This window comes from Pseudonocardia kongjuensis (assembly GCF_039526905.1).
In the GTDB taxonomy this organism is placed as follows: Bacteria; Actinomycetota; Actinomycetes; order Mycobacteriales; family Pseudonocardiaceae; genus Pseudonocardia; species Pseudonocardia kongjuensis.
Genome location: NZ_BAAAJK010000022.1, coordinates 1 through 22366 on the forward strand (window position 1 = coordinate 1; position 22366 = coordinate 22366).

Here is a 22366-nt window from a genome sequence, read left to right on the forward strand (position 1 = left end):
CCGAGCCGGGGTGCGGGGAACCAGCCAGGGTGCGACACCGCACCCCGAGGCCGACGCCGCACCCCGGGGACGACTTCGCACCAGCTCGAAGTGGTGCGGGGACCGAGCCGGGGTGCGGCAACCCAGCCGGAGGGCGGCAACGGAGCCGGGGGGCGGCGACCGAGCCGGGCTGCGGGGAACCAGCCAGGGTGCGACACCGCACCCCGAGGCCACCGCCGCACCCCGGGAGCGACGCCGCACCCGCTCGAAGCGGTGCGGCGACCGAGCCGGGGTGCGGCGACCGAGCCGGGGTGCGGCAACGGAGCCGGGGTGCGGCGACCGAGCCGGGGTGCGGCGACCGAGCCGGAGGGAGCGGACGGGTCAGTTCCGGGCCGGCGGCCCACCCTGCCCCCCACCGGGCGGCGCACCACCCCCACCCCCGGCCGGCGCCGATCCGCCGGACGGCTCGGTGCGGGTGTCCACCGGCGCGGTCAGCGCGACCGTGAAGCCGGAGGTCACGTCGCCGGTGACGGTCGCGAGCTGGGAGACCCCGCCGTCGTCGCCGAAGACGTTGTCGCTGTCCAGGGTGACCTGGGACAGCGTCCGCACGGACGACTCGTAGCCGGTGGTGGCGTAGACCGCGGTGCAGGTGTCCTCGGGCAGCGCGACCTGCGAGGTCGCGATCGCGTTCGCCGAGTCGGTGATCGACGCCTGGTCCGGGTAGACCTCGAAGTGGATGTGCGGCCAGCGCCCGGAGTAGCAGGCCGGGACGATGCTGGTGAACCGGACGAGCCCGGAGGCGTCGGCGATCTGGACGCCGCGCAGGTAGTTCTCGCCCTCCAGGCCGTCGGCGTACATCGAGTAGTTGCCGTCGCGGTCGCAGTGCCACACGTAGACGGCGGTCCCGGCGAACGGGATCCCGCCGTTCGCGAGATCGGTGATCGTCAGCTCCAGGGTCATCGGGACGCCCTGCGCGACCGCGCTGCCGGTGCCGAAGCTGGAGCGGATGTCGCTGCGGACGATCCCGCTGTCGGCGAGCGCGTTCGGCCCGTTGGACCCGTCGCCCGGGTAGGGGCCCGCGGTCTCGTCCGGGATCTCCCCCTCCGACGTCGTGGCCGCCGCGCTCGACGTCGTGCCGGACGAGCAGGCGGCCAGCCCGACCGTGACGGCGCCGAGGCCGAGCGCGGTGAGCATCCGGCGGCGGGACAGCAGGGTGCCGAGGTCGAAGCCGAGGCCCTGGTCGACCAGCTCGTCGTCGGGGCGGGGCAGCGAGCGGCCCTGGTAGCGATTGCGTGGTTCGGTCACGGACACCAGGTTCGTCCGCCCGGCTGGGCGGGACCCCGGAACCCGCTGTGCGTCCGCTGTGCGTGCACAGGGTAGGCATGGACCATGGCCACCGCGACCGTCCGCCCCGCCACCGACGACGACGTCGACGCCATCGTGGGCATCCAGGACCGGACCTGGCGCACCGCGTACGCCGGGCTGCTGCCCGAGGAGGCGTTCGCGAGCCTCACCTCGGACGCGGCCCGCGGCCACTGGACGGACGCGGTGCACGCCGGCGACGACTTCCATCTGCTGGTCGCACAGGAGGGCGGCGAGATCGTCGGGTTCGCCGCGGCCGCCCGCTATCCGGGCGCCGACGGGCTGTCGATCGCCGAGATCTCGACGTTGCTGGTCGAGCCGCGGTGGGGGCGCCGCGGGCACGGCGGGCGGCTGCTGGCCACCGCGGCGGCAGCACTGCGCGCCGCGGGAGAGGAGACCGGCCGGGCCTGGGTGCCGGAGACCGATCCGGCGTCGCGCGGGTTCTACGCCCGTGCCGGCTGGCAGCCCGACGGCGCGGTCCGCACCCTGGACACCGGCAGCGGCACCCTGCGGGAGGTCCGGATGTCGGGCTCCCTGGACCTGCGGCTGATCGGCCTCGACGACGACAGCTGAGGACCCCCGGCCGGGCGCGAGCGACCCGGGCCACTCAGGCCAGGCCGAGCAGCGGTTCGAGCCCGATCGTCAGTCCGGGCCGCTCCCGCACCGCGCGCACGGCGAGCAGCACGCCGGGCATGAACGACGTCCGGTTCATCGAGTCGTGGCGCAGCGTCAGGACCTCGCCGTCGGTGCCGAGGATGACCTCCTGGTGGGCGATCAGCCCGGGCATCCGGACGGCGTGCACGTGCACCCCGTCGACGACGGCGCCGCGGGCCCCGCCGGGATCGGTGGTGGTGGCGTCCGGGACCGGGCCGAGCCCGGCGTCGGCGCGCGCGGCGGCGACCACCGACGCGGTGCGCGCCGCGGTGCCGGACGGGGCGTCGACCTTCCCCGGGTGGTGCAGCTCGACGATCTCGGCGGAGTCGAAGAACCGCGCCGCCTGCGCGGCGAAGTGCATCATCAGCACCGCGCCGACGCCGAAGTTCGGGGCGACGAGCACGCTGCCCGAGCCGCGCTCGTCGAGCAGCGCGCGGACCTCGTCGAACCGGGCCTCGTCGAACCCGCTGGTCCCGACGACCGGGGCGACCCCGCGGCCGAGGCACTCGCGGATGTTGTCCAGCGCCGCACCGGGATGGGTGAAGTCGACGGCGACGTCGGCGCCGTCCAGCGCGGACAGGTCGTCGCCGGCGTCGAGGGCGGCCACCAGCTCGGTGTCCGGCGCCTGCTCCACCGCCCGGCAGACCTCGCTGCCCATCCGGCCCTTCGCACCGAGCACCGCCACCCGGATCGTCCCGCTCACCAGCACACCCCGTTCCGCCGTCGTCGTGACCGGGCGAGTCTAGGCGCCGGGCGCACCGGCCGCCCCGATCACCCGACGACCAGGCCGCCGATCCACACCGCGGTCGCGAGCAGCCCCGCGGCGAGCTCGATCAGGATGCTCCACCCGACGGCGGTGAGCGCCTCGCGGGCCGACCGCCAGGCCGTCGCCGCGTCCGGCAGCCGGACCAGCTCGGCCAGCCAGACCCCCAGCACGAAGCCGATGAACAGGCCGATCACCGGGATCACGAAGAACCCGACCACGCCGAGCACCAGACCGGCGAGCAGGGTGCGGGTCGGCACGCCGGACGCCTTGAGCCGCCGGCCCGGCAGCAGGTACTTCGCGACCTGCCCGATCACCGTCACCGCGACCGCGATGCCGAGCACCCACCAGCCGACGGCGTCACCGCGCGGTACCGCCCACACGGCCACCCCGCCGACGATCAGCAGCGGACCGGGCAGCACCGGGAGCACGATCCCGGCCAGCCCGACGGCGATCATCAACCCGGCCAGTACCGCGAGCCCCGTCATGGGCACAGCCTGCCAGACCAGCAGATCCCGCTCTGCGTGGTCGGCACGTCACGCAAAGATCATCACGACTGTGTAAAACACTGGAACAGCATCTGGCTGCGGGACGGGCCCGGGTGTCAGCCTCTGGGCTCCCGGCCGATCCACCCCCGTCGTCGTGCCGGGATCGGGTGCGTCGCCGCACCCGGACTCCCCTGCCCCCATCCGGGGCCCCCTGAAGGAGCACGATGTACAGATCCGCCCGCAGCGGGGCACTGACCGTGTCCGCCGCGGCCCTCACCCTCGTCCTCGCCGCCTGTGGGAGCGGCCAGGCACTCGGGATCGGGACCGGCGCCGAGCTGTCCACCCAGCCGTCGTTCAACGAACAGCCCTACGAGAACCTGCGCGACGGTGGCACCCTGCGCACCCCGATCGGTGCCCTCAACCCGCAGTTCAACCTCTTCCACACCAGCGCGACGGGCGAGACCCGGGACCTGTGGGAGTGGTACAACCCGCGCCTGGTCACCTTCACCCCGGCCGGTGAGGCGGAGATCAACCCGGACTACCTCACCGACGCGACCGCCGAGCTCGTCGGCGGGGCCACCCGGGTCACCTACACGATCAACCCGCGTGCCGTGTTCAACGACGGCACGCCGATCGACTGGCGGGCGTTCGAGGCCACCTGGCGGGCGAACGACGGTTCCGACCCGGCCCGGACCTCGCGCTCGGTCGCCACGTTCGGCCGGATCGCCTCGGTCACCCGCGGCGCCGACGACCGGCAGGCCGTCGTCACCTACGACGGCGTGGACGTCTGGTGGCAGGGCACCTTCACCACCCTGCTGCACCCGTCGGCGGCCGCGGTCGACGCGTTCAACACCGGCTACGTGAACAACCCGCGACCGGAGTGGGGGGCCGGCCCCTACACGGTCGCCGCGACCGACCTGGAGACCGGGAGCATCACCTTCGAGCGCAATCCCGCCTGGTGGGGTCGCCCCGGCCGGCTGGACAGCCGCACGTTCACCGTGATGGAGCCGCAGGCCGCGGTGAACGCCTTCCGCAACGGCGAGCTGGACGCCACCCGGGTCGCCGGCGCCGAGCTGCTCACCCAGGCAGGTTCGGTGCCCGAGGCCGAGATCCGGATCAGCGGCACGACGGCCGTCTCGCTGTTCACCCTGAACAGCACCGCCCCGGCGCTGCGCGATCCCGCCGTGCGGCGCTCGGTGCTGGAGGGCATCGACCGCGAGCAGCTCATCGAGATCGCCTTCCAGGGCATGGGCTACACCGAGGAGCTGCCCGGGTCGCTGGTCCTGCAGCCCAACCAGCCGGGCTACCGGGACAACCTGGCCGAGGTGCTGCAGTTCGACCCGGCGGCCGCCCGCGCCGGGCTGGACGCCGCGGGCTGGGCCCCCGGGCCGGACGGCATCCGAGTCTCCGGCGGGGAGCGGCTGACGCTGTCCTACGTCCGGTTCGCCGACACCCCGACCAGCCGGGCCTTCGGGATGGCGCTGACCGCGATGATGCGCGAGATCGGCGTCGAGCTGCAGGACCGCCAGGTCCCGATGAGCGAGTACCCCGCCGTCCTGGCCGAACGCGACTTCGACATCGTGACGAGCGGCTTCGGCGCCGAGACCCCCTACGGCGTCGCGACGCTCTGCCAGCTGTACTGCTCAGACAGCCAGCTGAACAAGTCCGGCACCGGCAACTCCGGGCTGGACGCCGAGCTGCAGGCGGTCGGCGGGCTGCCCACCGCGGAGGAGCAGCTGGCCGCCGCCAACGAGGTGGAACGGGTCGCGCTGGCCAACTACGGCGTGCTCCCGCTCGGGTCCGGCCCGACCGCCTGGGCCGCCCGGCAGGGGCTGGCGAACGTCGGTGCCTCGCTGTTCGCCCGTCCGCTGCCCGAGACGGTCGGCTGGCAGTCCGGTAGCTGACATCACCCGGCCCCGGCGACCGGTGGGTCGCCGGGGCCCGGGCACCACCACCAGAAAGGGAGCACCGTGCTCCGCTACCTCCTGCGCCGGGGCGCGGGCTGGCTGGCGATGATCGTCGTCGCCACCAACCTCACCTACCTCCTGGCGAACACCTTCCTCGACCCGCGGGTCAACTACTTCCAGCTGCGCCCGCCGCGCACCGACGAGGAGATCGCCCGCGCGCTGGCGCAGTACAACCTCGATCCGGGCACCCCGCTGGCGCAGCGCTGGTGGACCTGGATCACCGGGATCCTCACCCGCTGGGACTGGGGCTCCTCCCCCGTCGGGGACAGCGTCAACGACCAGGTCGCGTTCCGGGTGGTGATGTCGGGCCAGCTGGTGTTCGGGGCGCTGGTGCTCTCGATCCTGGTCGGGGTGGCGCTGGGGGTGTACTCGGCGCAGCGGCAGTACCGGCTCGGCGACCGGGTCGCCCAGCTCGTCTCGGTGATCACCCTGAACACCCCGGTCGCGGTGGCTGGTCTGGTGGTGGTCGTCGCGGCCATCACGGTCAACCAGGCCGTCGGCAGCACGCTGTTCTCGGTGGCCGGGGCGCAGACGCCGGGCGTCACCGGGTTCTGGCCGGTGCTGGTCGACCGGGTGCAGCACCTGGTCCTGCCGACGATCTCGCTGCTCGTCACCAGCTACGCCGGCTACCACATGCTGCAGCGCGCGATGCTGCTCGACGTCGTCGGCTCCGACTTCGTCCGCACCGCACGCGCCAAGGGGCTCACCCGCGACCAGGCGATCCGCCGGCACGGCCTGCGCAGCTCGCTGATCCCGGTCGCCACCCAGGTCGCGTTCGCCATCCCGGCGCTGTTCACCGGCTCGGTGCTCACCGAGAAGATCTTCGCCTGGCAGGGCATGGGCGACTACCTGGTGCGGACGGTCTCCGAGAACGACGTGCACGGCGTCGTCGCGACGGCGGCCTTCGCCGCGCTGGCCACCGCGATCGGCGCGATCCTGGCCGACGTCGCCGTGGTCGCCCTCGACCCGAGGGTGCGGGTGAGCTGAGATGACCACGATCCGCACCGCACCGCGCCGCGGGCGGGCCGCCCTGCTGTGGCGCCGGTACCGGCGCAGCACGCCCGCCGTGGCCGGGCTCGCGATCTTCGCGACGCTCGTCTCGTTCACGCTGGTCGGCGGCCTGTTCACGCCCTACGACCACACCGACGTCGACTTCACCGCGCTCACCCAGGGACCGTCCGCGGAGCACCCGTTCGGCACGACCGCCGGCGGGAACGACGTCTACGCCCAGGCCGTGCACGGGCTGCAGCGCTCGCTGCTGATCGCCGTCTCGGTGTCCCTGCTGACCACGCTGACCGCGGCGGTCGTCGGCTCGACGGCCGCCTACCTCGGCGGCGGTGGTACCTGGGGCCGGCGCGGCGAGCGCGCCGTGCTCGGCGTCGTGCACTTCCTGATGGTGGTGCCCGCGTTCCTGATCCTCTCGCTGGCCTCGCAGTGGGGCTCCGGCGACTACCGGATCCTGATCCTGGCGCTGTCCGCGCTCGGCTGGATGACCGGCGCCCGGGTGGTGTGGACGGTCGTCACCGCGTTGCGCGAGCGCGAGTACGTGCAGGCCGCACGGTTCATGGGTGTGCGCGGCCCGGTGATCGTGCTCCGCCACCTGATCCCGAACATCGGCTCGCTGCTGATCGTCAGCTTCACGATCACCGTCGTCTCCGTCGTCCAGGCCGAGACCGCGCTGTCGTTCATCGGCTTCGGCGTGCAGGTCCCGGACGTCTCGCTGGGCACGATGCTCGCCGACGGCGCCTCCTCGATGACGACGGCGCCGTGGCTGCTCACCGTCCCCGCGACGCTGCTGGTGCTCACCACGGTCTCGCTGGCGCTGGTCGGCGACGGCCTGCGCGACGCCCTCGATCCCACCTCGCAGGCCGGAGGCCGTGCATGAACCCGGTGCTGTCGGTCCGCGACCTGCACGTCACGTTCCCCTCCGAGGCGGGCCCGGTCCGGGCGGTCCGCGGTGTCGACTTCGACCTGCTCCCGGGGCGGACCCTCGGTGTCGTCGGCGAGTCCGGTTCCGGCAAGTCGGTCACCTCGCTGGCGGTGATGGGCCTGCTGCCGGGCACCGCGGACGTCACCGGGTCGATCCGGCTCGGCGGTGACGAGCTCGTCGGGCTCGGCGACCGCGCCCTCTCCCGAGTCCGCGGCCGGGACATCGGCATGGTCTTCCAGGACCCGCTGTCCTCGCTCACCCCGATCTTCACCGTCGGCGACCAGCTGGTCGAGGCGATCCGCACGCACCGCGGCCTGAGCCGCCCGGCGGCCCGCTCGCGCGCCGCCGAGCTGCTCGACATGGTGGGCATCCCGGATCCGGAGCGGCGGTTGCGCTCGTTCCCGCACGAGTTCTCCGGCGGGATGCGGCAGCGCGTGATGATCGCGACGGCGATCGCCAACGACCCGAAGGTGATCATCGCCGACGAGCCGACGACGGCCCTGGACGTCACCGTGCAGGCCCAGGTGCTCGACGTCCTGAAGCTCGCCCGGGACGAGACCGGCGCCGCCGTCGTGCTCATCACGCACGATCTCGGCGTCGTCGCGGGCACCGCCGACGACGTGCTCGTCATGTACGCCGGCCGCCCGGTCGAGACGGCGCCGGTGCAGGACCTGTTCGACGCGCCCCGGATGCCCTACACGCTGGGCCTGCTCGGCGCGGTGCCGCGGGTCGACTCGGTGGACCGCAGGCCGCTCGTCCCGGTGCCGGGCAGCCCGCCGACCCCGGTGGCGCTGCCCGCCGGCTGCGCGTTCGCGGACCGCTGCCCGGTCGCCGTCGACGCCTGCCGGGGCGCCGAGCCGCCGCTGCTGCCGCTGCCCGGCTCCCCGGCGCACGCCGCCGCCTGCGTCCGCACCGGCGAGATCGTCGACGGCGCGATCGGCGGGCGGCCCGTCTTCGGGGTCCCGGAGGCGCCCGCCGCCGGTCCGGACGACCGGGACCGGCGGGAGCCGGTGCTGTCGGTGCAGCACCTGCGCCGCAGCTACCCGCTGATGACCGGCTCGCTGATCCGGCGCCGGATCGGCACCGTGCACGCGGTGTCCGACGTGGACCTCGACATCCGGCGCGGCGAGACGCTCGGGCTGGTCGGCGAGTCCGGCTGCGGCAAGACGACGACGCTGCTGGAGCTGATGAACCTGCGGCCGCCGGAGGGCGGGCGGATCGAGATCGCCGGCACCGACGTCGCCACGGTGCGGCGCAGCGCGGACCGCGCCGCGCTGCGCCGGGAGATCCAGATCGTGTTCCAGGACCCGATGGGCGCGCTGGACCCGCGGATGACCGTCGCCGACATCCTCGCCGAGCCGCTGCGGGCCGCCGGACGGCCGGGCCGGGACCGGATCGCCGCCCGGGTGGACGAGCTGATGGCGATGGTCGGGCTCGATCCGGCGCACGCCGAGCGGTTCCCGGCGGCGTTTTCCGGCGGGCAGCGGCAGCGGATCGGCATCGCCAGGGCGCTGGCCTGCGAGCCGTCGCTGCTGGTGCTCGACGAGCCGGTGTCCGCGCTGGACGTGTCGGTGCAGGCCGGGGTGCTGAACCTGCTCGCCGGGCTGCAGCGGGAGCTCGGGCTGAGCTACCTGTTCGTCGCGCACGACCTGTCGGTGGTCCGCCACGTCGCCGACCGGGTCGCGGTGATGTACCTGGGCCGGATCGTCGAGTCCGGCTCGGTCGCGGACGTGTTCGGAAACCCGCGGCACCCGTACACCCAGGCGCTGCTGTCCGCGGTCCCGGTGCCGGACCCGCGGGTCGAGCGCAGCCGCGAGCGGATCGTGCTGACCGGGGACCTGCCGAGCCCGACCGGGGAGCCGGCCGGGTGCGCGTTCGTCGGCCGGTGCCCGCTGGCCCGCACCCTGTCCGGCGCCGAGCTCGACCGCTGCCGGACCGAGATCCCGCTGCTCGCCGCGAAGGACGACGGCGGCGACCACACCGGCGGCGTCCCCGCCAGGGGCGACCACCGCAACGCCTGTCACCACGCCAACGGCTCCTGACCCCCGAGGAGAACCATGCCCGGACCCCTGCCCGGACCGCGACCCGGACCGATGCTGACCGCGGCGCTGTCCGCACTCGCCCTGGTGCTGACCGCCTGCGGTGCCGGGGCGGGCACCGGTGAGGTCCGCACCGGGGCGGAGCTGTCGGCCGTCCCCGCGTTCAACGAACAGCCCTACGAGAACGTCCGCGACGGCGGCACGGTCACGCTGCCGCTGCGCTCCGACCTGAACCCGCAGTTCAACCGGCACCAGGGCGACACGACGCTGGACACGCTGACCGTGTGGCGCTGGTACAACCCGGTGCTGGTCACCTTCACGCCGCAGGGCGAGCCGCGGTTCAATCCCGACTACCTGGTCTCCGCGGTCGACGAGCGGATCGGCGACGACACCCGGATCACCTACACGATCAACCCGCGGGCGGTGTTCAACGACGGCACGCCGATCGACTGGCGGGCCTTCGAGGCCACCTGGCGGGCCCGCAACGGCCGGGACACCGCCTACATCGCCCAGTCCACCGACGGGTACGACCGGATCGCCTCGGTCACCCGGGGCGCCGACGACCGGCAGGTCGTCGTCACCTTCGACGGCGTGCACGCCTGGTGGCCCGGGCTGTTCCCCGAGCTGGTGCATCCGGCGGTGGCCGCCGATCCGGCCGTGTTCAACCAGGGCTACCTGAACGAGCCGCATCCGGAGTGGGGCGCCGGGCCGTACACGGTCGCCGCGCACGACCGGCAGAACTCGACGATCACCTTCGAGCGCAACCCGGCGTGGTGGGGCCGCCCCGGGAAGCTGGACCGGGTCACCCTGGTCCAGATGGAGCCGACGGCGAAGATCAACGCCTTCCGCAACGGCCAGCTCGACGCCACCGAGGCGGAGAGCGCCGACCTGCTCGCCCAGGCCCGGTCCGCGCCCGGCGCCGACGTCCGGATCAGCGCCCGGACGGCGTCGTTCCTGCTCACCGTCAACAGCGCGGCACCGCTGCTGGGCGACCCGGGCGTGCGCCGGGCGATCATGCAGGGCGTCGACCGCGGGCAGCTCGTGGACATCGCCTTCCAGGGGATGGACTACACCGAGGAGCCGCTGGGCTCGCTGATGCTCAAGCCCTACCAGGAGGGGTACCGGGACAACCTGTCCGCCGTCGTCGACGGCGGGCCGGAGGCCGCCGCCGAAGGACTCGACGCGCTCGGCTGGGTCCCCGGCCCGGACGGGATCCGGGTCAAGGACGGCACCCCGCTGTCGATCACCTTCGTGCAGACCGGGGACACCCCGGCCAGCCGGGCCGCCGCAGGGGCACTGGTCGCGATGATGCGGGCCATCGGCGTCGACCTGCAGGTGCGCCAGGTGCCGGCCGCGGACTTCTCGAGCGTCCTCGCGAACAAGGAGTTCGACCTGCTCATCTCCGGCTTCATGTCGGTCGACCCGTACGGGATCGCCGGCATCTGCCAGCTGTACTGCTCCACCTCGCAGCTGAACAACTCCGGCACCGGCACCCCGGAGCTCGACGCGCAGCTGCAGCGGGTCGCGACCCTGGCCACCCCCGCCGAGCAGTTCGCCGCCGCCAACGCCGCCGAGCAGAAGGCCCTCGGCAGCTACGGGCTGCTGCCGCTCTACTCCGGCCCGGAGACCTGGGTGACCCGGGCCGACCTGGCGAACTTCGGCGCGTCGCTGTTCCACCGGGCGCTGCCCGAGACCATCGGCCGGACCGGCTGACCCGGTGGGTGGCCGCCCTCGCGGCGGCCACTCACAGGTCGCGCAGCGACGCCGGGAGCGCGTCCACGTCGTCGAACGGCCCGACGACGGCCGCCGTGAGCGGCTGGTCCAGCAGCTCGGCGGCGGCGGCCGCGACCTCGTCCGCGGTGACCGCGGCGATCCGGGCGAGGCTGTCCCCCACCGACCGCTGCCGGCCGTGGTCGAGCTCCGCCCGGCCCAGCCGGTTCATCCGGGACGCGGTGTCCTCGCAGCCCAGCACCAGCCCGCCGCGCAGCGATCCCTTCGCCCGGGTCACCTCGGCCTCGGTCAGGCCGTCGGTGGCGACCTCGCCGAGCACGTCGCGCACCACGGCGACGACCTCACCGAGCCGCTCGGGGGCGCACCCGGCGTACACCGAGAGCGCACCGGCGTCGGCGTACCGGACGGTCGACGAGTACACCTGGTAGGCCAGTCCGCGCTGCTCGCGGACCTGCTGGAACAGCCGTGACGACAGTCCGCCGCCGAGCGCGGCGTTCAGCACCGCCAGCACCGGCCGGGTGTGCGCGTGCCGGCCGGCGGTCGGCACACCGAGCATGACGTGCGCCTGCTCGGACTCGTCGGGCTGCAGGCCGAGCGCGCCGGTGCGGTCCGGCCGCACCCCGGTCGAGGTGCGCGGCGGCACCGCCCGGGCGCCGGCCCGGGCGCGGCTCGCGGACGCCAGCGCGGCGCCGACGAGCTCGACGATCCGGTCGTGCTCCAGGTTCCCTGCGGCGGCGACGACCATCCGCGGCGTCGTGTACTCGCCCTGCCAGAAGGTGTGCAGGGTGTCCCGGCTCATCGCCCGGATCGACTCCTCGGTGCCGATCACCGGGCGGCCGAGCGGATGGTCCCCGAACAGGGTCTGGTCGAACAGGTCGCCGAGCAGGTCCTCCGGGTCGTCGTCGCGCATCGAGATCTCCTCGAGCACGACGCCCCGTTCCAGCTCGACGTCGGTGTGCGCCAGCTCGGCGTCGGTGACGACGTCGGCCAGCAGGTCCACCGCCAGCGCGACGTCGGTGTCGAGCACGTGCGCGTAGTAGCAGGTGTGCTCCTTGGCGGTGAACGCGTTGAGCTCACCGCCGACCGCGTCCATCTCCTCGGCGATCCCGGCCGCGGTGCGCCGCCGGGTGCCCTTGAAGAGCAGGTGCTCCAGGAAGTGCGCGGCACCGGCCTGGGCCGGTGACTCGTCGACCGAGCCGATGCCGATCCAGATGCCGAGCGCCACCGAGCGGACGCCCGGCACCGACTCGGTCACCAGCCGGACCCCGCCGGGCAGCTCGCTGCGCCGCACGGTGTCCGGCGGCCCGCCGATGTCGGCGGGCACGCGGGCGGCGGCCCGGGAACCCTCGGGTCCCCGGGCCGCCGTCACGTCGCCGTTCGTCTCGGCCAACTGATCAGCTCTGGTCGGCCGTGGCCTCGGCCGGCTCGTCGGCCGGGGCCTCCGCGGGGGCGTCCGCCGCGTCCGCGGCCGCAGCGCCCTCCTCCTGCACCGGCACCAGGCTGATCTTGCCCCGGTTGTCGATGTCGGTGACCTCGACGCGCAGCTTGTCGCCGACCTTGACGACGTCCTCGACCTTGGCGATCCGCTTCCCGTTGCCGAGCTTCGAGATGTGGACCAGGCCGTCCTTGCCGGGGACCAGCGAGACGAAGGCACCGAACGCGGCGGCCTTGACCACCGTGCCCAGGAACCGCTCGCCGACCTTCGGCAGCTGCGGGTTGGCGATCGCGTTGATCATGCCGATCGCCTCCTCCGCGGAGGGGCCGTCGTTCGCACCGACGTAGATCGTGCCGTCGTCCTCGATCGAGATGTCGGCGCCGGTCTTCTCGGTGATCGAGTTGATCATCTTGCCCTTCGGGCCGATGACCTCGCCGATCTTGTCGACCGGGACCTTCACCGCGGTGACCCGCGGCGCGTACCTGCTCATCTCGTCCGGGCCGTCGATGGCCTCGCCGATCACCTCGAGGATGGTCAGGCGGGCGTCCTTGGCCTGGTTCAGCGCGGCGGCGAGCACCTCGGACGGGATGCCGTCGAGCTTGGTGTCCAGCTGCAGCGCCGTGACGAACTCCTTGGTGCCGGCGACCTTGAAGTCCATGTCGCCGAACGCGTCCTCGGCACCGAGGATGTCGGTCAGCGCGACGTACTTCGTCTCGGGCTGCCCGGCTGCGTTCTCCACCTGGTCGGACACCAGGCCCATCGCGATGCCCGCGACCGGCGCCTTGAGCGGCACACCGGCGTTGAGCAGCGACATCGTGGACGCGCAGACCGAGCCCATCGAGGTCGAGCCGTTCGAGCCCAGGGCCTCGGAGACCTGCCGGATCGCGTACGGGAACTCGTCGCGCGAGGGCAGCACCGGGAGCAGGGCCCGCTCGGCGAGCGCGCCGTGCCCGATCTCGCGGCGCTTCGGCGAGCCGACCCGGCCGGTCTCACCGGTCGAGTACGGCGGGAAGTTGTAGTGGTGCAGGTAGCGCTTGCGCGTCTCCGGCCCCAGCTGGTCGATCTGCTGCTCCATCCGGAGCATGTTCAGCGTGGTGACACCCATGATCTGGGTCTCGCCGCGCTCGAACAGCGCCGAGCCGTGCGCCCGCGGGACGACCTCGACCTCGGCCGACAGCGGCCGGATGTCGGTCAGCCCGCGGCCGTCGATCCGGACCTGGTCGGTCAGGATCCGGCGGCGGATCAGCTTCTTGTTCAGCGCCCGGAAGGCGTTGCCCAGCTCGGACTCGCGCCCGGTGAAGCGCTCGCCCAGCTTGTCCAGCACCGACGCCTTGATCTCGTCGGTGCGGGTCTCCCGCTCCTGCTTGCCGGCGATGGTCAGCGCCTGCGCCAGCTCCTGCTCGACGGCCTCGGAGACGGCCTCGAAGGCGTCCGGCTGGTAGGCCGGGAACACCGGGTAGTCGGCGGTCGGCTTGGCCGCGACGTCGGCCAGCTGCTGCTGGGCGACGCACAGGCTGCGGATGAACGGCTTGGCCGCCTCCAGCCCGTCCGCGACGACGGCCTCGGTCGGGGCGGCGGCGCCGCCGGCGACGAGATCGATCGTGTTCTCGGTGGCCTCGGCCTCGACCATCATGATCGCGACGTCGTCACCGACGATCCGGCCCGCGACGACCATGTCGAACGCGGCCCGCTCGAGCTGGTCGTGGGTCGGGAAGGCGACCCACTGGGACGACGGCGCGGCGTCGGTGCCGTCGCCCGCGATCAGCGCGACCCGGACGCCGCCGACCGGGCCGGAGAACGGCAGGCCGGCGAGCTGGGTGGACGCCGACGCGGCGTTGATCGCCACGACGTCGTAGGGGTCCTTCGGGTCGAGCGACATGACCGTCACGACGACCTGGATCTCGTTGCGCAGGCCGTCCACGAAGGACGGGCGCAGCGGGCGGTCGATCAGGCGGCAGGTCAGGATCGCGTCGGTGCCCGGGCGGCCCTCGCGGCGGAAGAACGAGCCGGGGATCCGGCCCGCGGCGTACATCCGCTCCTCGACGTCCACCGTCAGCGGGAAGAAGTCGAACTGGTCCTTCGGCCGCTTGGAGGCGGTCGTCGCGGACAGCAGCATGGTCTCGTCGTCCAGGTAGGCGACGACGGATCCGGCGGCCTGCCGGGCGAGCCGGCCGGTCTCGAACCGGACGGTGCGGGTGCCGTGGGCACCGTTGTCGATGACGGCGGTGCTCTCGTGCACGCCGTCCTCAGAGATGACGTCAGTCATACGGGGATGTCTCTCCTCGTCGTTGGGAGTGTGTCTCGGCTCCCCACCACCGACGACGTCCGGCTCGATCCCCTGCTGGGCCGGTCTTCGATCGAAGCCCCCGGCAACGCGTGTTCCCGGGAGCCACTACCGAGGACCGGCGGATGCCCGGTCGTCCCGCGGTGGGTGGGGTTTCAGTTGTGGAACGACCCGGCACCGGGGATCCGGTGCCGGGTCGACGGTGCGGGTCTAGCGGCGCAGACCCAGCTTCTCGATCAGTGCGCGGTACCGCGCGACGTCGACCGCACGCAGGTACTTGAGCAGCCGGCGACGACGACCGACCAGCAGCAGCAGGCCGCGCCGGCTGTGGTGGTCGTGCTTGTGCTGCTTCAGGTGCTCGGTCAGACCGATGATGCGCTGCGTCAGCAGCGCCACCTGGGCCTCGGGGGACCCGGTGTCGGTGGCGTGGGTGCCGTACTTCTCGAGCGTGCTCTTCTTCTCGGCCGTGGACAGGGCCACTGCAACTCCTTCATCGTGTCGACGGTCCGTGGTGCCGTACCACCTCGGAACGGGTGGCAGGTAGTCGGTCGCGGCCGCCACGGACTGCAGCCGGACCCGGGTGAAACGGTACCAGCGCCCCACTTCCGGACCGTCGCCGACCCGCGGGGCGGGCGGCTCAGCGGGGCAGCCGGGCGGCCAGGCCGTCCAGCACGATCGCCAGCTTGACCGGATAGGCGCCGCGCGGCGCGGCGATCAGCCCGCGCATGCCGGGATCGTCCCGCCAGGCCCGGTCCTGCGCGGCCCGGTCGAGCCCCTCCAGCGCGGCCGCGGTGTCCAGCGCCAGGTCGGCCACCATGTCCAGGGCGACCAGCGCGTCCGCCGGGGCGAACCCGTGGCCTTCGAGATCCGCCCGGACCCGCCCGACCTCGGCGACCACCGCGGCCGGCGGCGCCGGCAGGCTCCTGATCAGCCCGGCCGCCCCCGGCCGGCGCCCGGCCAGCTCCCAGAAGGTGTCCCCCCAGGCGGTGAGCAGCTCCCGCCAGCCGGTCCCGGCCCGGGGCCAGTCGGCCTCCCGGGCGAGCCGGTCGGCGGCCGCGGCGAGCAGGTCGTCCCGGTCGCGGACGTGCCCGTAGAGCGTCGAGTGGTGCACGCCCAGGTGGGCGGCGACGGCGGTGAGCGTGAGCGAGCCGGGCCCGACCTCCAGCGCCGCGACGGCGATCCGGTCCCGGTCGACGACCGCCGGCCGGCCGCGGCGACGCCCGGGAGGAGGCATGCCGTCATCGTCGCACGGTGGCCGGTTGACCTTCCGGCACATTTTCCCACAGACTGTGAATTAGCTGAGCCTCACCTCATCACCGGCTCCCCGAACCGAGGATCGGACCCATGCGCCCCCTCCCCCGCGCGGCCGCCGCGCTCGTCCTCCTGCTGCTCGCCGGGTGCTCGGGCGGGACCGTCGCCGCCGCGCCGGAACCCGCCGGCACCCGCACCGTCACCCACGAGCGCGGCACCGTCGAGGTCCCGGCCGACGCCCGGTCGGTCGTCGCGCTCGACGAGTACGCCGGGCTCAACCTGCTCACCGTCGGCGTCCGGCCGGCCGCCGTGTTCGGCGGCCTGTCCTCCGAGCTCGCGGCGACCGTCCTGGGCGACGCCGGGATCGCCGTCACCCCGGCCCCGACGATGATCACCAGCCCGGACCTGGAGGCGATCGCCGCCGCCGCGCCGGACGTCATCGTCCTGACCTCCCCCGGATCGCTGCTCGACACCACCTACCCGCAGCTGTCCGCCGTCGCACCGACCGTCGTGCTGCCGTTCGAGGGCGACTGGCGGGAACCGGTCCGGGTGGCCGGGGCCGCGTTCGGCGTCGAGGACCGGGCCGCGGCCGTGGTCGGCGTCCTGGAGGACCGGCTGGCCGCGCTGCGCGAGGTGACCGCGCGGCAGCCGCTGGAGCTGTCGGTGCTCGGCTCGTTCCAGGACATGCTCTACTCCCCGGCGCCGGCGAACCCGGGCTCCCGGCTGGTCGCCGACGCCGGCATCACCCGGCCGGAACCGGAGCTCGCGGCCGCCGCGGGGGCCTCGGCGTCGACCGTCCCGGTGTCCGCCGAGACCCTCCCCGGGCACGACGCGGACGTCGTCGTCGTGCTCGGCGGGTCGATCTACGACGCCGACGCGGTCACCGGGCTGCCCACCTTCGCCGCGCTGACCGCGGCCCGGGCCGGGCGGACCACCGTCGCGGTCGGCGAGATGTGGGCGGGCGGCACCGCGCTGGCGACCTGGTGGGTGCTCGACGACCTCATCGCGCTGACCGGCGGTGAGCTCGCGCTGGGCACCGTCGGCGACGGCCCGGCCCGGGCGGCCGCGCTGCAGGCGGCGGCGGACACCGCGGGCTGATCCTCACCGGCCCAGCGGGACCCGGTGCACGACGCGGTACACCGGGGCACCCGCCGGATCACCGCCCGCCGGGGCACCGTGCGCCGGATCGCTGCGCACCAGCAGCGCCTCGGCAGGCGTCCACCACGGCCCCGGGGCCGGGTCCGGGTCCGTCCGCTCCCCCGGCGGCGCGGCCCGCTCCGCGGTGCGGGAGCGGCGGGCCAGGGTCAGGTGCGCCCGGAACCCGGCCGGCCCGGCCCCGGCCCGGGCCGCCAGGCCGGCCAGGGCGCCCGCGGGCTGCACCCCCGCCCACAGCACGCCAGGGAAGCGGCCGGTCCCGGCGAGCCGCAGCCGCGGCGCCGCGGCCCCGGCCAGTGCCGTGTCGAGCGCACCGGCGAGCCGCGCCGGATCGTCCTCGCCGTGGAAGCACAGCGTGACGTGCCAGTTCTCCGGGGGCACCGGCCGCCATCCGCCCCCCGGCGGCCAGGGCCGCTGCGCCAGGGCCGCCCGGAGGGCCGCCACCACCGGGGCCGGCGGCCACAGCGCCGTGAACAACCGCATCGTCCCTCCAGGGTCGCCGTCCGCTGATCGTCGCACCGCTCAGCGCCGGGACGCGGCCCGGCGCAGCACCTCGGCCAGCTCCGGGAACGAGGTCGCCAGCTCCGCCGCCGCGGCGACCAGCCGGGCCGGGCTGCTCACCCCGCGCAGCGCGTCGTCCGGGTGCGGGGCCGCGTCCCGGCCCGGGGTGCGGGCCCGGGCCGGTGACGGCGACGGATCGGCGCCGCAGCAGCAGCCGGCGTCGGCACCCCACGGGGTGGCCGTGGCCCGGACCCGGTCCAGCAGACCGGCCACCTCGCCGGGCGGCACCGGTCCCCGGGAGACCCGCCGGTCCAGCGCCACCATCCGGCCCAGCACCGCCGGATCGCCGATCTTCACCCGGCGCGCGCCGGACAGCTGGCTGAGCATCGCCGGGCTCAGCCCCAGCGCCGTCGCGAGCCGGGCCTGGGTGATCCCCAGTGCGGTCGTGAGCCGGTGCACCCGCTCCCCCAGCGGCTCGCCGTAGAGCTCGCGCTGCCGGGCGCGGTTCTCCGCCAGCGGGTCGCGATCGGGCCGGTCGGCGGGCACGTCGTCCATGCCCCGATCCTCGGGCCGCAGCCGCCCCCGGCGGAGCGCTTCGAGCCGGGGAGGGGGTTTCCACTCAACGCCCGCCCGGCACGGTGGATCAGGCCGGTTCGTCGTCCGGGCCGAGCGCGCCGCCGGAGGCGGTGAGGATCGTCCGGGTGTCCGCGACGTCCTTGCCCATCTGCGCGATCAGCGGCTCGACGCCGTCGAAGTGCTCCTGACCGCGCAGCCGCTCGACGAACTCGACGCCGACCTCGTGCCCGTAGAAGTTCTCGTCGACGTCGAGCACGTAGGCCTCGACGGTGCGCACCCGGCCGGAGAACGTCGGGTTGGTGCCGACCGAGATCGCGGTCATCAGCCTGCGGTCGCCGATCCGGAACCAGCCGGCGTAGACGCCGTCCGCGGGGATCGCGGTGTGCGGCGGGCAGGCCACGTTGGCGGTCGGGAAGCCCAGGTCGCGGCCGCGCTTGTGGCCGTGCACGATCACCCCGTCCACCCGGTGCCAGCGGCCCAGCGCGTGCGCGGCGTCCCGCACGGCCCCGGCGTCGATGCAGGACCGGATGTAGGTGGAGGAGAAGGTCACGTCGTTCTCCGAGATCAGGTCCAGTGCCTCGCAGGAGAACCCGAACCGGCGGCCCAGCTCCTCCAGCGCAGGCACGTCGCCGGCCGCCCGGTAGCCGAAGGTGAAGTTGCTGCCCACCACGACGACCGCGGTGTGCAGCCGGTCCACCAGGATCTCGTGCACGAACCCGGCGGGCTCGGTCCGGGAGAGCTGCTCGGTGAACGGGATGACGCAGAACACGTCGGCGCCGCGCTCGGCGACCAGCTCGGCGCGCCGGTCCAGGGTGGACAGCCGGGCCGGGTGGGTGCCCGGCCGGATCAGCTCCGCCGGGTGCGGGTCGAAGGTCACCACGACGGCCGGCAGGTCGCGCTCGCGGGCCCGCCGCACGGCCCGGTCGATCAGCTCGCGGTGCCCGCGGTGTACCCCGTCGAACACGCCGATGGTGACGACGCACCGCCCCCAGCCGGGCGGAACGGCCTCCAGACCACGCCAGCGCTGCACGGCCGCGAGCCTACGGAACGGCTCCCCGGCCCCCGCGGTCAGCCCGCCGGTGCCAGCACCACGACCGGGCGGGCGGAGCTGCCGCGGTCGGCCATCAGGGCGAGCGCGGCACCGTCCGGCCCGAACACGCCGTAGGTGCCGGGGATCCCGGCGGCGGGCAGCGACCGGCCGATCCGGACGTCGGTGGCGGCGGTGTCGTCGACGTCCACCCGGGGGAACGCCGTCGTGACCGCGGCCGCGAGGTCCAGCGACAGCCCGGGCGCGGCGGCCAGCTCCTCGACGGTGCGGGCGTGCTCCAGGGTGAAGGGCCCGACCCGGGTGCGGCGCAGCGCCGTCAGGTGCCCGCCGGTCCCGAGCGCGGCACCGAGATCGCGGGCGAGCGCCCGGACGTAGGTGCCCGAGGAGCACTCGACGGTCACGTCGAGATCCAGGAACGGCCCGTCCCGGCGGAGGGCCAGCAGCTCGAAGGCCGACACGGTGACCGGCCGGGCCGGGATCACCACGGTCTCGCCGTCGCGCACCCGCTGGTAGGCCCGCTTGCCGTCGATCTTGACCGCGGACACCGCGCTCGGGACCTGCTCGATGTCCCCGGTCAGCCGGGCCATCTCCGCGCGGACCTCGTCCGCGCCGGCGTCGACCGGCACCGGTTCGCCCAGCGGGTCGCCCTCGGCGTCGTCGGTGTCGGTGCCGAGGCCCAGCCGGACCGTCGCGGTGTAGGCCTTGGTGTCCAGCGACAGGTGGCCGAGCAGCTTGGTCGCCCGCTCGATCCCGACGACGAGCACGCCGGTCGCCATCGGGTCCAGGGTGCCGGCGTGCCCGACCTTGCGGGTGCCCATGATCCGGCGCAGCTTCCCGACGACGTCGTGGCTGGTGGGCCCACGATCCTTGTCGACGATCACGAGGCCGGGCGGCGGGGGCGGGACGCGGGGTGGCACGGGCGACGATCGTAGGAGCAGGCGCTCAGCGCGCCAGCCGGTACCCGACCCCGCGGACGGTCAGCACCACGTCGCGCTCGCCGAGCTTGGACCGCAGCGACGCCACGTGCGCCTCCAGCGTGCGGGCCGCGGAGGCGTCGGCGATCCCCCAGACCTGCTCGAGCAGCTCGGTGCGCGGCAGCACCGCGCCCTCCCGGCGGGCGAGCGCGGCGAGCAGGTCGAACTCCTTGCGGGTCAGCGCGATCTCGGCGCCGCCCGCGGTGACCGCGCGACGGTCCAGGTCGACGATCACGTCGCCGACGGTCACGGTGGCCGCGACCGCCGCACCGGTGGCGCGGCGGAGCACAGCGTCGATCCGGGCCAGCAGCTCCTCGGTGGAGATCGGCTTCACCAGGTAGTCGTCGGCGCCGGAGCGCAGGCCCTGCACCCGGGCCGCGACGTCGCCGCGGCCGGTGATCGCCAGGATCGGCACCCGGGAGCGCTCCCGGATCTCCCGGCAGACGCCGAGACCGTCGCGGTCGGGCAGTCCCATGTCGAGCAGGACCACGTCCGGTTCCCGCTCGGCGACCGCGGCCAGCGCGGCCGTGCCGCTGCCGACCAGCTCGGTCGGGAACCCGTTCCGGACCAGGCTGCGCCGCAGCGCATCGCCCAGGATCGGGTCGTCCTCGACCAGGAGCACGCGCACGTCACCAGCCTAACCGTGCTTCCTCAAGGGTTCCTCAAACCCGGTGCCCGTTCCGTTGCAGCGGCTCACGGTCGGCCCGCAGTGTTCTCGCACCGAACGCGTCGAGGAGGACGGACATGGCCGAGGTTGGCACTGCAGCCGGCTCACCCGGGCAGGGGGCCACCCCCACCCGCCGGAAGAAGAAGGTCTACACCCAGCTCTGGTTCTGGGTGATCATCGGTATCGCCGCGGGCATCGCGCTGGGCCTCGTCGCCCCGGACGCGGCGAAGCAGTTCAAGTGGCTCGCGGACACCTTCATCCAGATGATCAAGGTGATCGTCGGCCCGGTGATCTTCTGCACGGTCGTCGTGGGCATCGCCTCGCTCGGCAACCTGGCCCGGGCCGGCGGGCTGGCGCTGCGGGCGCTGGCCTACTTCCTGCTGATGACGGTGATCGCCCTGTCGATGGGCCTGATCGCCGCGAACGTCTTCCAGCCCGGCGCCGGTTTCGAGGCCGCGCCGACGCCGGAGCAGCTCGAGCAGGCCTCCGAGCAGTTCCAGACCGGCAGCTCGGAGTCCGGCGTCATCCCCTTCATCCAGGACTCGCTGCTCCCGCAGAGCTTCTTCGGCCCGTTCGTCGACAACTCGGTGCTGCAGGTGCTGGTGCTGGCGATCCTGACCGCCTGCGCCATCTCGTCGCTGAACGACGGCCTGCGCACCCGCCTGGTCGGCGGCATCGAGTCGATCGCCCAGGTCATCTTCGGCATCATCAAGATCATCATGTGGGCGGCGCCGGTCGCCGCGTTCGGCGGCATGGCCTACACGGTCGGCCAGTTCGGTTCGGCGTCGCTGGCCAACCTGGCGCTGCTGATGGCGGTCTTCTGGGGCACCTGCGCGGTGTTCGTCGTGGTGGTGCTGGGGATCGTGTCCCGGATCGCCGGGTTCAGCATCTTCAAGGTCATCCGGCTGGTGAAGGACGAGCTGCTGATCATCGTCGGCACCTCGTCGTCGGAGTCGGTGCTGCCGCGGCTGCTCACCAAGCTGCAGTCGGCGGGCGCGTCCAAGCAGACCGTCGGCATGGTCATCCCGACCGGCTACTCGTTCAACCTCGACGGCACCTGCATCTACCTGACCCTGGGTGCGCTGTTCATCATCCAGGCCGGCGGCGCGTCGCTGCCGATCGGCGTGCAGATCGGCCTGGCCGTGCTGATGGTGCTCACCTCGAAGGGCGCCGCCGGCGTCACCGGTGCCGGCCTGGTCACCCTGGCCGCGTCGCTGCAGGCGTTCGGCGGTGAGTTCTTCACCCCGGAGGCGATCGTCGTCGGGCTGGCCCTGATCGTCGGCATCGACCGCGTGATGTCCGAGGGCCGGGCGCTGACCAACTGCATCGGCAACGTCGTCGCGACCCTGGTCGTCGCCCGCTGGAACGGCGAGCTGGACCGCGAGCGGCTCACCGCGGTGCTCGACGACCCGACGCTGGTCGAGGCCGACATGGAGGCCGCGCACGGCAGCTCGCCGGCGCCGGTGGAGCCCGCCGCCGGGGACGAGGAGCCCCGCGAGAAGGTCGGCGCGAACGCCTGACCCGGCGGCCCGCCTCCCCGTGACCGGCTCCCGGACCACCCT

General features: G+C 74.1%; 20 protein-coding genes. 8 read left to right on the forward strand and 12 right to left on the reverse strand.

Annotation, left to right across the window (positions count from 1 at the left end; all coding sequences use genetic code 11):
• Positions 1-360 precede the first annotated feature (360 nt).
• Positions 361-1284: an intradiol ring-cleavage dioxygenase gene (locus ABD160_RS19825; RefSeq protein WP_344024621.1), complete on the reverse strand. Its 924-nt coding sequence runs from the start codon at positions 1282-1284 to the stop codon at positions 361-363.
• Between the two features lie 84 nt (positions 1285-1368).
• Here ABD160_RS19825 and ABD160_RS19830 point away from each other — a divergent pair, with 84 nt between their 5' ends.
• A complete protein-coding gene (locus tag ABD160_RS19830) occupies positions 1369-1914 on the forward strand; it encodes a GNAT family N-acetyltransferase (RefSeq protein WP_344024623.1) in 546 nt (181 codons plus the stop codon).
• Positions 1915-1948: 34 nt separating this feature from the next.
• Here the strand turns inward: ABD160_RS19830 and dapB are convergent, their stop codons facing one another.
• Positions 1949-2698, reverse strand: coding sequence for a 4-hydroxy-tetrahydrodipicolinate reductase (gene dapB / locus ABD160_RS19835; RefSeq protein ID WP_344024625.1), 750 nt, complete (start codon positions 2696-2698; stop codon positions 1949-1951).
• 68 nt (positions 2699-2766) lie between these two features.
• Positions 2767-3246 carry a DUF456 domain-containing protein gene (locus ABD160_RS19840; RefSeq protein WP_344024627.1) on the reverse strand — a complete coding sequence of 160 codons (480 nt, stop codon included), beginning with the start codon at positions 3244-3246 and terminating at the stop codon, positions 2767-2769.
• A gap of 224 nt (positions 3247-3470) precedes the next feature.
• Between ABD160_RS19840 and ABD160_RS19845 the strand changes: the two genes are divergently transcribed.
• The 5 genes from ABD160_RS19845 to ABD160_RS19865 all read left to right on the forward strand — a co-directional run bounded on the left by ABD160_RS19845 (position 3471) and on the right by ABD160_RS19865 (position 10895).
• Entirely contained in the window at positions 3471-5150 is a 1680-nt protein-coding gene (locus ABD160_RS19845) for an ABC transporter family substrate-binding protein (RefSeq protein ID WP_344024629.1), read from the forward strand.
• 66 nt (positions 5151-5216) lie between these two features.
• Positions 5217-6200: an ABC transporter permease gene (locus ABD160_RS19850; RefSeq protein WP_344024631.1), complete on the forward strand. Its 984-nt coding sequence runs from the start codon at positions 5217-5219 to the stop codon at positions 6198-6200.
• A 1-nt stretch (position 6201) separates the two neighbouring features.
• Complete coding sequence (locus tag ABD160_RS19855) at positions 6202-7098, forward strand: ABC transporter permease (protein ID WP_344024633.1); 897 nt, start codon at positions 6202-6204, stop codon at positions 7096-7098.
• Positions 7095-9185 carry an ABC transporter ATP-binding protein gene (locus ABD160_RS19860; RefSeq protein WP_344024635.1) on the forward strand — a complete coding sequence of 697 codons (2091 nt, stop codon included), beginning with the start codon at positions 7095-7097 and terminating at the stop codon, positions 9183-9185. The genes ABD160_RS19855 and ABD160_RS19860 overlap by 4 nt, the downstream gene beginning before the upstream one ends.
• A gap of 15 nt (positions 9186-9200) precedes the next feature.
• Entirely contained in the window at positions 9201-10895 is a 1695-nt protein-coding gene (locus ABD160_RS19865) for an ABC transporter family substrate-binding protein (RefSeq protein ID WP_344024637.1), read from the forward strand.
• Positions 10896-10926: 31 nt separating this feature from the next.
• Here the strand turns inward: ABD160_RS19865 and ABD160_RS19870 are convergent, their stop codons facing one another.
• The 4 genes from ABD160_RS19870 to ABD160_RS19885 all read right to left on the reverse strand — a co-directional run bounded on the left by ABD160_RS19870 (position 10927) and on the right by ABD160_RS19885 (position 15866).
• Positions 10927-12237, reverse strand: coding sequence for a M16 family metallopeptidase (locus ABD160_RS19870; RefSeq protein WP_344024701.1), 1311 nt, complete (start codon positions 12235-12237; stop codon positions 10927-10929).
• Positions 12238-12307: 70 nt separating this feature from the next.
• The gene (locus ABD160_RS19875; protein WP_344024639.1) at positions 12308-14614 is read right to left on the reverse strand and encodes a polyribonucleotide nucleotidyltransferase; all 2307 of its coding nucleotides are present in this window, start codon (positions 14612-14614) and stop codon (positions 12308-12310) included.
• Between the two features lie 228 nt (positions 14615-14842).
• Positions 14843-15112, reverse strand: coding sequence for a 30S ribosomal protein S15 (rpsO, locus tag ABD160_RS19880; RefSeq protein ID WP_093337181.1), 270 nt, complete (start codon positions 15110-15112; stop codon positions 14843-14845).
• Positions 15113-15269: 157 nt separating this feature from the next.
• Positions 15270-15866 (reverse strand): hypothetical protein, encoded by a 597-nt coding sequence (locus ABD160_RS19885; protein ID WP_344024643.1) that lies wholly within the window; start codon positions 15864-15866, stop codon positions 15270-15272.
• 110 nt (positions 15867-15976) lie between these two features.
• On the opposite strand from ABD160_RS19885, the gene ABD160_RS19890 reads away from it, so the two are divergent.
• Positions 15977-16981 (forward strand): ABC transporter substrate-binding protein, encoded by a 1005-nt coding sequence (locus tag ABD160_RS19890; protein ID WP_344024645.1) that lies wholly within the window; start codon positions 15977-15979, stop codon positions 16979-16981.
• Positions 16982-16984: 3 nt separating this feature from the next.
• Here the strand turns inward: ABD160_RS19890 and ABD160_RS19895 are convergent, their stop codons facing one another.
• The 5 genes from ABD160_RS19895 to ABD160_RS19915 all read right to left on the reverse strand — a co-directional run bounded on the left by ABD160_RS19895 (position 16985) and on the right by ABD160_RS19915 (position 20765).
• Positions 16985-17521, reverse strand: coding sequence for a 2'-5' RNA ligase family protein (locus ABD160_RS19895; RefSeq protein WP_344024647.1), 537 nt, complete (start codon positions 17519-17521; stop codon positions 16985-16987).
• 39 nt (positions 17522-17560) lie between these two features.
• A complete protein-coding gene (locus tag ABD160_RS19900) occupies positions 17561-18094 on the reverse strand; it encodes a helix-turn-helix domain-containing protein (RefSeq protein ID WP_344024649.1) in 534 nt (177 codons plus the stop codon).
• Between the two features lie 88 nt (positions 18095-18182).
• The gene (locus ABD160_RS19905; protein WP_344024651.1) at positions 18183-19145 is read right to left on the reverse strand and encodes a bifunctional riboflavin kinase/FAD synthetase; all 963 of its coding nucleotides are present in this window, start codon (positions 19143-19145) and stop codon (positions 18183-18185) included.
• A gap of 38 nt (positions 19146-19183) precedes the next feature.
• On the reverse strand, positions 19184-20080 hold the full coding sequence (truB, locus tag ABD160_RS19910) for a tRNA pseudouridine(55) synthase TruB (protein WP_344024653.1): 897 nt from the start codon (positions 20078-20080) through the stop codon (positions 19184-19186).
• A 25-nt stretch (positions 20081-20105) separates the two neighbouring features.
• A complete protein-coding gene (locus ABD160_RS19915) occupies positions 20106-20765 on the reverse strand; it encodes a response regulator transcription factor (protein WP_344024655.1) in 660 nt (219 codons plus the stop codon).
• Between the two features lie 116 nt (positions 20766-20881).
• On the opposite strand from ABD160_RS19915, the gene ABD160_RS19920 reads away from it, so the two are divergent.
• Entirely contained in the window at positions 20882-22324 is a 1443-nt protein-coding gene (locus ABD160_RS19920; RefSeq protein ID WP_344024657.1) for a cation:dicarboxylate symporter family transporter, read from the forward strand.
• Positions 22325-22366: the final 42 nt, after the last annotated feature.